Origin of the sequence: Candidatus Mycobacterium wuenschmannii (genome assembly GCF_030252325.1) — a bacterium.
Taxonomy (GTDB): domain Bacteria; phylum Actinomycetota; class Actinomycetes; order Mycobacteriales; family Mycobacteriaceae; genus Mycobacterium; species Mycobacterium wuenschmannii.
Genome location: NZ_CP126981.1, coordinates 1,895,358 through 1,908,951, shown reverse-complemented (window position 1 = coordinate 1,908,951; position 13,594 = coordinate 1,895,358). Strand labels below are relative to the sequence as shown.

The following is a 13,594-nucleotide window of genomic DNA, read 5'->3' as shown; positions in this document are numbered from 1 at the left end:
GCTTCGCTCTGCGTCGTCGTCGGCGGTGTCATACCGAGACCGGGCCGGAGAACAACGTCTCGAGCCCGCCGCCGCGCACCGCCGGCAGCAGCCGCATCGCGAGTCCCTCCGCGCCGAGCGGCAACCGGATCAGCGGCTGCGTGTGCCGATCGAGCACGCTGATATCGGACTCGTCGCAGAAACCCAGCGCGCCCAGCAGCTGGTGCGCGGTGCGGAACATCTGCCGAGCGGTCTCGGTGGCCTTCAGCCGCAGCACCAGCGCATCCGCCGAACGAACTTGCGCCGGAGCCGATTCCATGCGGCTGATCGTATACTTTGCCAGCTCTGACAGTCCGCGAACGGCAACCGAGGCGTCGGCGACGGTGAAGCGGACGGCCTGGAATTCCGCCAGCGGCTTACCGAATTGCACGCGATCTGAGACGTGCTGCCGGGCGATGTCGTAGGCCTGCTGCACAGCGCCCAGAATCCGCCAAGACCCGAGGTTCAGATGAAGGTCGACGTCGGCCGACGGAACGCTGCGGTCTTCGCTGAGCGTGGCGGGCACCAGAAACGGCCCGAGCTTTGCCTCAGAACGCGATGCGGGCTGCACCCGGTATCGGATGCCGTCGAGGTCGGAGGCAAGCCAGTCGCCGGGCAGGTCGCCGTGGTCGATGCGCGGCGCCGAGGGGTTCACCAGTGCCAGCCGCGCGCCGTCGACCGCGAGTAGGTCCTCGACGAGCGGGTACGGCAGCGCGGTCGCGCCGGCGGCGTGACAGAGCACCGCGGCCGCCAACAAATCCTCGTCGCTGGAGCGGACGTCGAGATCGAATGCGCCGAGATCGGTCAGCGCGGTGCGGGCCTCGGCCCGAAGCGCTTCGTCGGTCTCGGCTTGCAGCGCGGCCTGCGGTCCGCCGAACCTGGCGAGCCGCTTGGCCGCGACTGCGCCGAACTCCGCAATGTCTTCTGGCAGAGCGGTTTTCATCCTCTACCTCCCAGAGCTTCACGCGCTACGAGCATCCGTTGGACCTCGATGGTGCCCGACGCCACGGTGGCGGCCTGTGCGTAACGCCAGTGGTCGTCGATGGCGCCGTGCAGGGCTGCCGACGAGCCGCTGTCCAGCGCCGTCGGACCCAGCACGTCGAACAGCAACTCGGCAACCTGCTGGTCGCACGTCGTGGTGGCGATGCGGGCGGCGCTGGCCGCGGCTCCCGCCGACGGGTCGTCTTGCAGCGACACCGCGCGGTAGGCCAACAGCCGGGCCACCCGGAGGTCGATGAGCGCGCGCACCCAGCGGGTGCGGATCGACTCGGGCAACCGGTCCCAGTCGTCACCGAGCTCGGTCTGCATCCGGTCGAGTAGTGACTCGCACCGGGCGTACCGGGCTATCCCGACCCGCTCGAAGGCGAGTGCCTCGCGCATCACGCGCCATCCGTCGCCCACCTCGCCGAGCACATCGCCGGCCGACACCTCGAGATCATCGAGGAACACCTCATTGAGGTGATGCGGCCCGAGCATCGAGCGGATCGGTCGCACGGTGATGCCCGGACGATCCATCGGAACGAGAAACAGCGTGATCCGCTTGGGTTTCGGCGCACTTGGATCGGTGCATGCGGCGAGTACACACCACGACGCCATGCGGGCATAGGACGTCCAGACCTTCTGTCCGGTGACGCGCCAGCCGTCACCGTCGGCGACGGCCCGGGTGCGCAGCGAGGCGAGATCGGACCCCGCTTCGGGCTCGGAAAACCCTTGGCACCAGATCACTTCGCCGGCGGCGATGGCCGCCAGATGCCGGGCTTGCTGCTCCTCGGTGCCGTATCGCATCAGTGCCGGCCCGACCCAGTTGATGCCCATGTACTGGGCGCCGCGTGGTTCGTGATGGGCCCACATCTCTTCGCGCAGCACGGTCTGCTGCCAAACCGAACCGCCGCCGCCCCCATGCTCTTTCGGCCAGGCCAGGGCGAGCAGTCCGTCGGAGGCGAGCATCTTGCAGAACGATTCGGTGATCGCGAGATCGCGCGGGTCGTTGGTGCAGGCACCCAGGAAGTCTTCGGGAATGTGCTTCGTTATCAGTTCCCGCAACCGTGTTCGGAGTTCGGCGGCGTCGGTGCCGAGGTCGTAATCCATCGTCATCCCTTCGGCAGTCCGAGTAGTCGCTCGGCGATGATGTTGCGCTGGACCTCCGATGTACCGCCGTAGATGGTCGCCGCGAGGGCGTCCTGGCGTTCGAAGAGCAGGTCGGTGTCGTCGATCGAGCGAGGTCCGGCCGCCGCGGCGGCCAAGTCCCAAACCCGCTGCAGCGTAACCGAACCCAGCAGCTTGAGGGTGTCGGCCTCGGGGGTCGGCAATCCGGCGAGTTCGTTGTTCAGCGCGCGATAGCCGTTCGCCCGCAACGCCTCCGCGTCGGCGAGCAGCGATCCGAGTTCGGCGTACACCTCACCGGAGGCGTGGTCGTCGTGCGAGGCGTGGGAATCCTTGACGTCCTTGAGGCCACGCTGAATCTCCACCCAGTTCATGATCCAAATCATCTGCCGCTCATGGTTGAGCGACGACATGGCCACCTGCCAGCCGCCGTTGAGCTCGCCGAGCAGGTTGTCCGCGGGTATCTCCACGTCGTCGAGAGTGACTTCGCAGAACGTCTCGTCGGAGATCGACGACATGCGGATCGGCTCGATGGTCAACCCGTCGGACTCGAGATCCAAGATGAAGCAGGAGATTCCACGATGCTTGGGGGCGTCCGCGTCGGTGCGGGCGTACAGCGTGCACCAACGTGACTGGTGCGCCTGGGTGGTCCAGATCTTTCTGCCCCGGACCCGAAACATGTCGCCGTCGCGCACCGCGCGCGTGCGTAGGCCGGCGAAGTCGGACCCCGCCTCGGGTTCGGACATGCCCAGCGCCCACCATTCGTCGCCGCGCAGCAACGGGACCAATAGGCGCTCGATCTGTGCGGGGGTACCGAATTGCCGGACCCCCGGCGCCGCCACCCCCGGCCCGGCGACGTTGGGCAGCTTGGGGGCCGACCGCGTCGCGGCTTCGATCCGGATCTCCATCGCCTCGGCCAGGCCGAGCGATCGGCCACCGTGTTCGCGGGTCCACGTCGGCTGCAGCCAGCCGGCCTCGAACGCGGCGCGCTGATGATCGCGACGAAGCTCGATGTCCCAGCGGTAGTCGTCGTAGCGCTGGTAGTAGTCCGCGGGCAGGAAGTCGGCCAGCCATGCCCCGTATTCGCGGGTCAGGTCGCTCATTGCGTGCTCCCGGCGAAGCGGCGTCCCACCGAGTGATACAGCGCCCGGCTGTCGCCCAGCGTCGAGGCGCCCTGCCAGGCGTGGCGAAGGTAGAGGTGCATGTCGTGTTCCCAGGTCTGTGCCAGCGCGCCGTGCACCTGGACGCCGGTCCGTCCACAGCTGACGGCGGCCTCGCCCGCCGCCGCTTTGGCCAGCGCGGCGGCGGTCCAGCCGGCAGCGATCGGCGTCGCTGGATCGTCGAGGCGCGCGGCCGCGGCGTAGGTGAGGCCCCGAGCGCGCTCCACCGCGACGTAGTTGTCCGCCAGTGCGTGCTTGATGCCCTGGAATGCGCCGATCGGCTTGCCGAACTGCTCGCGGGTCTTGGCGTGCTCGACCGCGCGGGCCAGCGCTGCGGCTGCGACACCGACCAGGTCGGCGGCCGCCGCGAGCAGCGGGGTCGACAGCGCCGACTCCAGGTCCACCGCCGCCACGGCGACCGGTTCGGCGTCGATCTCGACGTCGGCGATCGGTTGAGCCGGATCGGTGCACTCGGTCTCGCGCACGGTGACGCCGTCGCCGACGCGAACCACCGCGGCGACCGGTCCGTCCGGCGACGAGGCCAGGGTGACGATCAGCTCGGCGCGGGGCAGGCCGGGCACCGCGATGGCGCGGCCCCTTACGCGGCCGTCCCGCAGGGTCATCGGGACGCCGGGCAGGCGATCGCCCGGGGCGTGGACGGCCAGAGCCGCGACAACGCCCGCTCCGATGTCGGCCAGCACGTCGGCGACCGTGGGGCCGGCCTGCCGGAGCAGACCCGCGGCGAGTCCGACGCTGGACAGCAGCGGGACCGGCGCCAGTGCCGCCCCGCATTCCTCGAGGACCATGGCGAGATCCATCCGGCCGAACGCGCTGTCACCGCCGGGAACGGCAAGCTCGGTCCAGCCCAGTTCGACAACCGTCTTCCACACGGTCTGCCACCGCTCCGGATCCGTCATCGCCTGTCGCGCGATGGCGGGCGGGCACTCCGTGCGCAGGACGTCACGCACGCTGTCGCGCAGCGCCAATTGTCCGGAATTCAGTCCGACGTCCATAAGGCCCCTAACATAGTAAAAATAGTAAACTAGCGCGACAATCGTCAATCGCTGCGGCGAGGCATCTTCGCGCCCGCGGAATGGTGGAGGGTCATGGCGGAGTGGTATTTGTTCTTGCCGCAGGTGCGATTGCCGATGGTCGACATCGTCGAGCGCGCACGCAACGCGGAGGCCGGCGGCTTCGACGGGATCGCGTTCATCGACCACCTCGAGGCGCCCGGACTTCGCGACGAAAACATCTGGGAGGCAATGAGCGTCGCGACCTGGGTGGCCGCCAAGACCGAGCGGCTCCGCATCGGCCACCTGGTGCTGTGCGACGCGTTCCGTCACCCGGCGGTGCTGGCCAAGCAGGCCGTCACCCTGTCCGACGCTTCCGGCGGCAGGTTCGAACTCGGCCTCGGCTCGGGCTCATGGCCGGACGAGTTCACCAGATTCAATGTCGGTCAACAGGATCCGAAGGCACGGGTCGCTCAACTCGGTCAGCACCTCGATCTGCTGAACCACTACTGGGGACGTAGCGAGGACCCGTCCGGAAGTCAGGCTCCGCTGCCGACCTATCACATCCCCTTGGTGCTCGGCGGCATCGGGCCGCGAATGATGGAACTGGTTCGCAGACATGCGGATTGGTGGAACATTCCGGTCACGCACCTGAATCGGCTGGCGGAATTGGCGCCGAAGGCGGGATCGGCGCGGGTGTCCATCCAGCAGATGGTCGGCTTCATTCGCAAGGACAGCGATCCGAACAAGGTCCGCGAAGTCAGCGCCAAGCGCTTCGGCAACCTCGGGTCAGGGTTGGTATGCGGCGACGCCGACGAATTGTCCGGACATTTCAGGCATTTGTCCGGTCAAGGAGTTGAACGCTTTTACGTCTGGTTCGCCGATTTCGCGGCGCCGGAGTCGCTGCAGGAATTCGGCGAGACGGTCATCGCGCCTTTTCCGCGCTAGCCGCCCGCCGGTGCACCTCGTCGGGCACCACCGGCACGCGCGCGTATGGCCCGCGACGCACCGCGCTCAGCCGGATCTCCGGCAGTTTCACCGACGGGTCTACGGTGTCGAGCCAGGCGACGGCATCGGCGACGTCGGCGGCCTGGATGGCCTGCATCTCGAACGGAACGTCTTGCAGCATCTCGGTTTCCACCGGGCCGGGGGTGACGATGTGGACGGCGATACCGTCCCGGTCCACCTCGAGAGCCAGGGCGCCGGCGAATCCGTTCATTCCGGCCTTGGATGCGCAGTAGGCGGTGCGGGCCATCTGTGGCTCGTGGGCCCCGGATGAGGAGATGAAGACGAACCGAGAGCCGGCACGCATCTTGGGCAGCGTGGCCGACGTCAGCACGAAGCAGGAATCGAGGTTGGCGGCGATGATCGTCTGCCATTGCTCGAATGTCTGCTTGCGCGCGTAGGTTCCGCCCAACGCGCCCGCGGCGTGCACGACCAGATCGACGGTCTCCAGCGGCGCGATCGCCGCTGCGAACCCAGTCGGGTCCGAGGCGTCGGCGACCAGGTAGCGCGCGCCGATGTCCTCGGCGGCCGCGCGCAGCGGTTCTTCGCGACGCGCGGAAAGCACCACGTCGTAACCCAATTCGCACAGCTTGGCCGCGCACGCCTTGCCGATGCCGCCGCTGCCACCGGTGACCAGGGCGGTCCTAGAGATGGCGGTTGTCCCGTGGGCGGGACAACGCCTGCGGCGACAGGGCGTAGATCCGTTGGTCGGGTCCGGTGGCCAACACGTGACTCTGGGTGTCGGACAGATGCCGCGCCGCCACCCGGCGGGCCCGGTCCACGTCGCCGGCCGCGATCATCTCGGCCATCTTGATGTGGGTGTTGAGCACGGCGCGCCGCTTGCTCAGCGACGGGTAGGTGCCCTTGGCGGCGCTCTCGTCAGCCCACTGCTGTTCGTGGCTGGTCCACAGCGTCTCCAGGGTGCCGACGACGGCGATGATGGTCTTGTTTCCGCTGCCCTGCACGATTGCGTCGTGGAATCTGCGGCCGATCTCGGTGAATTCGGGCCCGTCCTCCAGGTGCGTCTCCATCGCCTGGTTGATCTCGTTGAGCTCCTTGACGATGGTGTCGGCGCGGTCGGCGCGCTGCGCGGCCAGTGCGGCGCACGCGGGTTCGAGTTCGAGGATCGCCGTGCCCAGGTCGGAGACGACCACCGATTCGCTCTGCAGCACCAGACCCAGCATGTAGGCAGCGCTGGTTTTGGCGGGCGCGTGCACGATCGCGCCGCCGCGGTTACCACGTCGCACCGAAACCAGGCCTTCAGTTTCGAGGATTCGCAACGCTTCTCGCAGTGACACCAGGCTGACGTTGAACTGCTCGACGAGAACTTCCTGGCGCGGCAGCAGGTCGCCGTCCGCCAATTCACCGTCGATGATCTGCCGCCGCAACTCGTCGGCGACGATTTCGGCGATCCGCGGCGCCGACAGTCGGCGACGGGCCTCGGGACCAATTCCCAGAGCAGTCATCTGATTCCAGCAGCGGACGGACCGACTGGAGTTTGCGGCCGCCGCGCCCGCAAACTCCATATACTGCAATCTTAGCAGTAATGGCATAATAGCCGCGCTGGTCAATACTGCGGATTTTCCGCGACGGGGCCGGCGTGGACAGCGTACCGACGAGTGCAGACGGATACAGGTTGAGCGACGGGCAGGGCGGCCGACCGACACCGCTGAAGGACGTTCGCGTCGTCGAGATCAGTGACCGGATCGCCGGCAGTTACTGCGGCAAGCTTCTGGTGGACGCCGGTGCCGAGGTGCGCAAAGTCGAGCCGCCGCAAGGGGATTGGCTCCGGGGGTTCAGTGCGGGCGGGACGAAGGTCCCGGACGGCGCGGATTCACCGCTGTTCGGCTACCTCAATGCGGGCAAGAGCAGCGTCACCTGGCCGGCCGATCTCGCCGCCGAATTCGCCGGGGCGGACATCATCGTGGTGACGGCGACCCGATCCCGCGCGACCCAGTGGGGAGTCGACCCGGCACGGTTGCTGGCCGACTCTCCGCGCGCCGTCGTCGTGACGATCTCCGACTTCGGCTGGACCGGGCCCTACGCCGAGCGCGCCGCCAGCGAATTCACCCTGCAGGCGTGGTCTGGCCTGACCGGCTTCCGCGGTGACCCGGCGGGTCCGCCGATCTCGATCGGCGGCGACCTCGGCGAGTACATGGGTGGGGTGTTCGCCGCCTTCGGCGCCCTTGCGGTCCGTCGCCGCGTCGACAGCGGCGGGCCGGGCGAACATCTGGATCTTTCTCTGCTGGAAGCGATCACGTTGATGCAGAGCGGCGAATGGCTGCACTCGCATCTGCTCAACTCGCCGCCGGTGACGCGAACCATCGAGGTGCCGTCGATCGAACCGGCCAAAGACGGCTACATCGGGATCACGATGGTGACCGGTCAGCAGTGGCTGGATTTCGCGGCGATGGTCGACTGTCCGGAGCTGACGGAGAATCCGCAACTGAGTTTCCAGATCGGCCGGTGGCAGTACCGCGGCGTCATCCGTGAGCAGATCAGGCCCTGGTTGGCCGAACGCACCGTCGCCGAGGTGGTCGAACTGGGTCAGTTGTTCCGGTTGCCGATCGCGGCACTGGGCAACGGCTCGACGATTCGCGACACGGCCTACGCCACCGAGCGGGGCGTCTTCGCGCGCAACCCGGCGGGATTTCATCAACCCCGTACGCCCTGGCTGATGTCGGAATGCGCGCCGGCGGCACTTCGCGTCGCGCCCGCGCTCGGCGACGCGGACGACACCGTGCCATGGCCGGCCCGCGAGTACGCCGGGCCGCCGTCCGCCGCGCGACTGCCGTTCCAAGGACTGCGCGTCGTCGACCTGACGGCGTTCTGGGCCGGGCCGGCTGCCACGCATCTGCTCGCCGCGTTCGGCGCCGACGTGATCAAGGTGGAGTCGATCCAACGGCCCGACGGCATCCGGTATTCCGGCGGGATGCGCAAAGACGTCGACGACTGGTGGGAATACGGCTGGGTGTTTCACGCCATGAACACCAACAAGCGTTCCGTCACACTGGATTTGGGATCCGAGGAGGGGCGCCGACTGTTCGGTGAGTTGGTTGCCGACGCCGACGTGGTGATCGAGAACTTCTCCCCGCGGGTGATGGACCACTTCGGGCTGACCGCCGACGCGCTGCTGGCGATCAACCCGCGGCTGGTCGTCGCCCGGATGCCGGCATTCGGATTGGACGGGCCGTGGCGAGACCGGGTTGGCTTCGCGCCGACGATGGAGCAGATCGCCGGGCTGGCCTGGGTCACCGGCGAGGCGGACGGGCCGCCCGTCCCGCCCCGGGGCGCATGCGACCCACTCGCCGGCGTGCACGCGGCGTTCGCGGTGACCGCCGCTCTCTGCTTCGCCGACCGCACCGGGCGAGGCCAACTCGTAGAACTGCCGATGATCGAGACGGTGCTCAACGTGACCGCGATCCAGCCGATGGAGGCCGAGGTCTTCGGGGTGACGCTGAGCCGCCGGGGCAACCGCGGACACGGCCGGGCCGTGCAGAACCTGTACCGCTGCGACGGCGACGACGACTGGATCGCGGTGACGGTGAGCACCGACCAGCAGTGGCGAACCTTGGTCGAGGTGCTCGGCGCGCCGGCATGGGCGGACGATCGCCGATTCGACTCCGTCGACGGGCGCCGGGCACACGCCGACGAGATCGACCTGAATCTGCAGGACTGGTTCGCCGGCCGGAAGCTCGACGATGCCGTGAATACGCTTGCCACCGCATCGATTCCGGCCGCGCCCGTCGTGTCGCCATCGCTCGTCACCGAGAACGATCAGCTCAACGACCGCGGGTTCCTCGAGACGCTGGAGCATCCGCGTACCGGGTCGGCCCGCTACCCGTGCCCACCGTTCGCGCCGTTGCGTGGCCAGCGCGCCTGGCTGATGCGCCCACCGCCCACCCTCGGCGAACACAACGGTGAGGTGCTGCGCGAGTTGTGCGGTCTGAGCGACGAGGACCTGGCGCGCCTGACGACCGCCGGGGTGATCGGCACCCGGCCCAGGGGACTATGACATTGCTCGGAAGGGAGTAAAGCGATGCGAATCGTCGTCGACGAATCATTGTGTGAGGCCAACGGATTCTGCGAATCGCTGGCACCGGACATCTTCGAGATCGGAACGTCCGACGTGGTGCACGTCGCCGACGGCGAGGTGCCGGAGCACTTGGAGGTCGATGCGGCGGCGGCCGTCGACCAGTGCCCGAAGGCCGCGCTGCGGATCGTCGAGTGACGCGTCAGCGCGCCTTCAGCGTGATCGGCATGTCGTCGTAGATCGACATGTTGGTGGTCAAGTTCGGATAGCTCACCCGCGCCGGCCCGAGCGCGAATCCGTCTCCGCGCAGCAGCAATTCGTCGAACACCGCGCGTAGTTCCGCGCGGGCCAGCATGGCGCCCAGGCAGTGGTGCGGCCCACCGCCACCGAAGGCCACGTGCGGATTCGGTTGGCGTCCAATGTCAAAGGTGAACGGCGAGTCGAACACCTCCTCGTCGCGGTTCGCCGATCGCAGCATCGAGACCACCCGCTCGCCCTTCGGGATGTGCTGGCCGTCGATCTCGATGTCCATCGCAGTGGTGCGCGTCCAGTACGCCACTGGAGAAGACCAGCGCAGCACCTCCTCGATGGCGCTCGATCGCAGCGACTCATCCTCGCGATAGCGCTCGATCTGCACCGGATTGGCGACGAACGCCTGCAGTCCGATCGCCAGTGAGTTCTTGGTGGTGTCACTGCCCGCGAACGCCAGCACGAAGAAGAAGAACTCGAGCTCGTTGTCGGCCAGGCTGAACTGTTGGCCGTCGTCGCCGGTGATCACCGCGGACGCCAGCGTGCTCCAGATGTCGTCGGTGGGATTGCGCCGCTTCTCGGCGGTGAGTTCCATCGCATAGCCGAAGATGTTGGCGAAGATGTTGGCGTCCACCTGCTCTTGGCTGGACTGCGACTTCAGGATGTGGTCGAAGCCGTCGAAGATGCGCGGCCGGTCCTGCTCCGGAATGCCGATGATGTCGCCGATCACCGTCATCGGCAGCAGGTCGGCCACGTCGTCGATCCAGTCGCCGCCGCCTCGGGAAATCAGGTCGTCGACCATCCGCGCCGCGCGCGCCCGGATGCCGTCTTCGAGCTTGGCGATCGCCCGTGGCGTGAAGGCGCTCGAAATCAGCTTGCGGTGCTTGCTCTGTTCCGGCGGGTCCAGCGTGATCACGGTTGGATACGACGCGAACAGGTCGGCGGGCTGGATCAGGGGGCCGTCGGTGGCGGTGAACGATTCGTAGTCCCTGTGCAGGCGCATCGCGTGCCGATGCTTGGTCGTCATCCAGAAATTCCGCTTGACCGTCTTTTCGACGCCGGGCGTCAGGCCGTGCCGGAACAGCGGGCGGTCGCGGCGCAGCTCGGTGAACACGTCGTCGGGAAAGCCGTTGCGCCACAACGCAAAATCGGACAGGTCGACTGTCGAAGCCGTCATTGGCATCCTCGCTTAACTCAGACGTCCGCGTCGCCGTGGGGACGGGTCCGGTGACTGACCCTACCGCCGGTGTGCGCGCTCGTTGACGTTCAATGCTTAAAATAGTAAAAATAGACGAAGTCTTCACGAAGCGTGGCGCGCGTCAGCGCGGCCATGCGCCAAGGAGCAGCCAATGACGGACACCATGCCTGATGCGTCCATCGACCCTTCCGAGCGCGAATTCGGGCCCAGCGGCATCAGCTTGTCGCCGTACCGATTCCCAACCGGATGGTTCATCGTCGGGTTCGCCTCCGAACTCGCGCCCGGCGAGGTCAAGCGGGTGCACTACTTCGGCGAAGAGATGGTGCTGTTCCGGACGCAGTCCGGCCAGGTCAATGTGCTCGACGCCTACTGCCAGCACCTCGGCGCCAACATGGGCGTCGGCGGCACGGTCGAGGGCGAGAACATCGTCTGTCCATGGCACGGGTGGCAGTGGCGCGGCGACGGAACGAACGCGCTGATCCCGTACAGCAAGATCGGCTGCAAGAACAACGTCCGCGTCAAGACCTATCACAGCGCGGAGTGGTACGGCTTCATCCTGGTGTGGCACGAGCGGCACGGTCGTGCGCCGTACTGGCAGCCGCCGGTGCTGCCGGAGTTGGAGACCGACGAGTACTACCCGCTGCACCCGCACAGCCGGATGCTGAACCGCGTCAAGGTGCACGCGCAGATGATCATCGAGAACGCCGCCGACCCGTATCACGTGCAATACGTGCACAAGGCCGCGAACCCGGCCAACACCACGTCATTCGAAGTAGCCGGCTACCACCTGCACGCGACGGTCAGCGCCCATTTCGGCGGCGGCCGCGCGGAAACCTGGCTGACCCCGAACGGCCCGGTCGACGCCAAGATCATCTACGACAACTACTCGTTGGGCCTGGGCATCGTGCGCTTCCCGAGCGACCTGGTGGCCACCATCGAGGTCACCGGGCAGACCCCCGTCGACGAGGACTACACCGACTACTTCTACACCCAGGCGTCGGTACGCGAGCCCGGCGACTCCGGCGATGTTCCCACCGGTCGGGCCGCGAAATTCCTTGCGCTGCAGCAGGAAGTCATCAAGCAGGACTTCTTCACCTGGGAGAACATGAAGTACCTGGAGAAGCCGAACCTCGCCCCGGAGGAAGCCCGCGACTACGCGGCGCTGCGCCGCTGGGCGCATCGCTTCTATCCGGACGAAGAAGCCGCGGCGGACGACTTCGGCTACACCGCCAGCGGTGAACCGGACCCGGCGGCTGCAGGGGCCTGACATCGGTCCGGCCGAATTCGGCGTCGAGCGGTTCAGCGTCGCCGAGGTCCTCGACCGGCGGGCCGAGCAGTTCCCCGACCGGGTGATGATGTCGATCGACGGCGTCGACGTGACCTACGAGCAGATGCGCCGACGGTCCTGCGCGGCCGCGCACGCCTTGCAGGAGTTGGGGATTGGGCCGGGTGATGGCCTCGCGTTGTTCGCCGGGACCTGTCCCGAGTGGGTCTATTTCTGGCTGGGTGCGGCACGAATCGGGGCCGTCGCGGCCGCGGTGAACACCGCCAACAAAGGTGACTTCCTGCTGCATGCGCTGCGGCTGTCGCGGGCGAAGGTGGTCATCACTGACACCGACCGGTTGACCCGGGTCGCCGAGGTGGCCGACCGGTTGCCCTGCCTCGTCGTCGAGGACGTCGCGCTGGACGAGAGTGCCGCGGTTGCCGCGCACGTCGGTGCGATCGACGACGTCGGCTCGCTGTTCTTCACCTCCGGCACGACCGGGCCCTCCAAAGCCGTTGCCACTACCTGGCATTATCTGTTCACCACGGCCGCGACCGCCGCGTCGGCGTGGGAGTTCGGCGCGGGGGAGGCGTTGTGGACGGCGATGCCGCTGTTCCATTTGAGCGCCGCGCCGGCCGTACTGGCACCGATGCTGGTCGGTGGCACAACGGTTTTGGCGGCGGCTTTTCATCCGACCTCGGTGTGGGACGAGATTCGGAACTGCGGTGCGGTGGGCTTCGTCGGTGCCGGCGCGATGGTGTCGATGCTGTGGAACCAGCCACCCGATAACCGCGACGGGGAGTTGCCGCTGCGCTTCATCTCCGCGGCGCCGATCGCCGCCGGGATCTATCACGACATCGAAAAGCGTTACGGCTGCCGGATTGTGACCATGTACGGGCTCACCGAGGCGTTTCCAATCGCGGTCAAGGGCGTATCCGAGGACGGGGTGCCCGGGACGTCCGGCAAGCCGAATCCGCACTTCGACGTCAACATCGTCGACTCCGACGGCACCCCGCTGCCGGCGGGTGCCGTGGGCGAGATCGCCTGCCGCTCACGCTGTCCGCACGTGATGAGCGAAGGCTACGTGAACCCGACGGACCACGCCGTCGTCCCGCACCCGGAGTGGTTCCGAACGGGTGACCTGGGTGTGCTGGACGGGGACCGCAACCTGACATACGTGGATCGTGTGAAGGATTCGCTGCGCCGCCGCGGCGAGAACATCTCGTCGGTCGAAGTCGAGGCGGTCGTGACGGGGCACCCCACGGTGCTCGAGGCCGCGGTCGTCGGTGTGCCGAGCGACCTGGGCGAGGACGACATCCTGCTGTTCGTCACCGTGGCGCCCGGCGACGACGTGGATTACCCAGAGCTGCTGGACTTTTGCGGCGCCCGGATGCCCTACTTCTCCGTACCGCGGTACGTGGAGGTGGTCAGCGAGCTTCCCAAGAACGTCATCGGCCGGATCCGCAAGGACGTCCTGCGCGGCCGGGGAGTCGGACCAGGGACGTGGGACCGCGAAAGCCATGGATACATCGTCAGTAGGTGAGACAGGGAGAA

12 protein-coding genes are annotated in these 13,594 nt (G+C 67.4%); 5 read left to right on the top strand and 7 right to left on the bottom strand.

Annotated elements, in window-relative coordinates:
- Positions 1 to 28 precede the first annotated feature (28 nt).
- Genes PT015_RS09065 through PT015_RS09050 form a run of 4 tightly spaced genes read right to left on the bottom strand, consistent with a single transcriptional unit; the run spans position 29 to position 4,294 of the window.
- Positions 29 to 961 carry an acyl-CoA dehydrogenase family protein gene (locus PT015_RS09065; RefSeq protein ID WP_285190289.1) on the bottom strand — a complete coding sequence of 311 codons (933 nt, stop codon included), beginning with the start codon at positions 959 to 961 and terminating at the stop codon, positions 29 to 31.
- Positions 958 to 2,106 (bottom strand): acyl-CoA dehydrogenase family protein, encoded by a 1,149-nt coding sequence (locus PT015_RS09060; protein WP_285190288.1) that lies wholly within the window; start codon positions 2,104 to 2,106, stop codon positions 958 to 960. Before PT015_RS09060 ends, PT015_RS09065 begins: the two co-directional genes overlap by 4 nt.
- A 2-nt stretch (positions 2,107 to 2,108) precedes the next feature.
- Positions 2,109 to 3,224: an acyl-CoA dehydrogenase family protein gene (locus PT015_RS09055; protein ID WP_285190287.1), complete on the bottom strand. Its 1,116-nt coding sequence runs from the start codon at positions 3,222 to 3,224 to the stop codon at positions 2,109 to 2,111.
- Positions 3,221 to 4,294 (bottom strand): acyl-CoA dehydrogenase family protein, encoded by a 1,074-nt coding sequence (locus PT015_RS09050; protein WP_285190286.1) that lies wholly within the window; start codon positions 4,292 to 4,294, stop codon positions 3,221 to 3,223. Before PT015_RS09050 ends, PT015_RS09055 begins: the two co-directional genes overlap by 4 nt.
- A 93-nt stretch (positions 4,295 to 4,387) precedes the next feature.
- Between PT015_RS09050 and PT015_RS09045 the strand changes: the two genes are divergently transcribed.
- Complete coding sequence (locus PT015_RS09045) at positions 4,388 to 5,239, top strand: LLM class flavin-dependent oxidoreductase (RefSeq protein WP_285190285.1); 852 nt, start codon at positions 4,388 to 4,390, stop codon at positions 5,237 to 5,239.
- Here PT015_RS09045 and PT015_RS09040 read toward each other — a convergent pair.
- Together PT015_RS09040 and PT015_RS09035 are read right to left on the bottom strand one after the other, a co-directional pair.
- Positions 5,217 to 5,948 (bottom strand): SDR family oxidoreductase, encoded by a 732-nt coding sequence (locus PT015_RS09040; RefSeq protein ID WP_285191013.1) that lies wholly within the window; start codon positions 5,946 to 5,948, stop codon positions 5,217 to 5,219. The two genes, PT015_RS09045 and PT015_RS09040, sit on opposite strands and share 23 nt — an antisense overlap.
- Complete coding sequence (locus PT015_RS09035) at positions 5,941 to 6,762, bottom strand: FadR/GntR family transcriptional regulator (protein WP_285190284.1); 822 nt, start codon at positions 6,760 to 6,762, stop codon at positions 5,941 to 5,943. The genes PT015_RS09040 and PT015_RS09035 overlap by 8 nt, the downstream gene beginning before the upstream one ends.
- Before the next feature lie 170 nt (positions 6,763 to 6,932).
- On the opposite strand from PT015_RS09035, the gene PT015_RS09030 reads away from it, so the two are divergent.
- A complete protein-coding gene (locus PT015_RS09030) occupies positions 6,933 to 9,311 on the top strand; it encodes a CaiB/BaiF CoA-transferase family protein (RefSeq protein ID WP_285190283.1) in 2,379 nt (792 codons plus the stop codon).
- A gap of 24 nt (positions 9,312 to 9,335) precedes the next feature.
- On the top strand, positions 9,336 to 9,527 hold the full coding sequence (locus PT015_RS09025; RefSeq protein ID WP_285190282.1) for a ferredoxin: 192 nt from the start codon (positions 9,336 to 9,338) through the stop codon (positions 9,525 to 9,527).
- A 4-nt stretch (positions 9,528 to 9,531) separates the two neighbouring features.
- On the opposite strand, the gene PT015_RS09020 is transcribed toward PT015_RS09025, so the two are convergent.
- Entirely contained in the window at positions 9,532 to 10,755 is a 1,224-nt protein-coding gene (locus PT015_RS09020) for a cytochrome P450 (protein WP_285190281.1), read from the bottom strand.
- A gap of 172 nt (positions 10,756 to 10,927) precedes the next feature.
- On the opposite strand from PT015_RS09020, the gene PT015_RS09015 reads away from it, so the two are divergent.
- Together PT015_RS09015 and PT015_RS09010 are read left to right on the top strand one after the other, a co-directional pair.
- Positions 10,928 to 12,043, top strand: coding sequence for an aromatic ring-hydroxylating oxygenase subunit alpha (locus tag PT015_RS09015; RefSeq protein ID WP_285190280.1), 1,116 nt, complete (start codon positions 10,928 to 10,930; stop codon positions 12,041 to 12,043).
- The gene (locus PT015_RS09010) at positions 12,012 to 13,583 is read left to right on the top strand and encodes an AMP-binding protein (RefSeq protein WP_285190279.1); all 1,572 of its coding nucleotides are present in this window, start codon (positions 12,012 to 12,014) and stop codon (positions 13,581 to 13,583) included. The genes PT015_RS09015 and PT015_RS09010 overlap by 32 nt, the downstream gene beginning before the upstream one ends.
- Positions 13,584 to 13,594 lie beyond the last annotated feature (11 nt).

Excerpts from the sequence above, each read along its gene's own strand:
- PT015_RS09020 (WP_285190281.1), bottom strand. The coding sequence starts at position 10,755 with ATGACGGCTTCGACAGTCGACCTGTCCGATTTTGCGTTGTGGCGCAAC.
- PT015_RS09055 (WP_285190287.1), bottom strand. The coding sequence starts at position 3,224 with ATGAGCGACCTGACCCGCGAATACGGGGCATGGCTGGCCGACTTCCTG.
- PT015_RS09065 (WP_285190289.1), bottom strand. The coding sequence starts at position 961 with ATGAAAACCGCTCTGCCAGAAGACATTGCGGAGTTCGGCGCAGTCGCG.
- PT015_RS09015 (WP_285190280.1), top strand. The coding sequence starts at position 10,928 with ATGACGGACACCATGCCTGATGCGTCCATCGACCCTTCCGAGCGCGAA.
- PT015_RS09035 (WP_285190284.1), bottom strand. The coding sequence starts at position 6,762 with ATGACTGCTCTGGGAATTGGTCCCGAGGCCCGTCGCCGACTGTCGGCG.
- PT015_RS09050 (WP_285190286.1), bottom strand. The coding sequence starts at position 4,294 with ATGGACGTCGGACTGAATTCCGGACAATTGGCGCTGCGCGACAGCGTG.
- PT015_RS09060 (WP_285190288.1), bottom strand. The coding sequence starts at position 2,106 with ATGGATTACGACCTCGGCACCGACGCCGCCGAACTCCGAACACGGTTG.
- PT015_RS09025 (WP_285190282.1), top strand. The coding sequence starts at position 9,336 with ATGCGAATCGTCGTCGACGAATCATTGTGTGAGGCCAACGGATTCTGC.
- PT015_RS09045 (WP_285190285.1), top strand. The coding sequence starts at position 4,388 with ATGGCGGAGTGGTATTTGTTCTTGCCGCAGGTGCGATTGCCGATGGTC.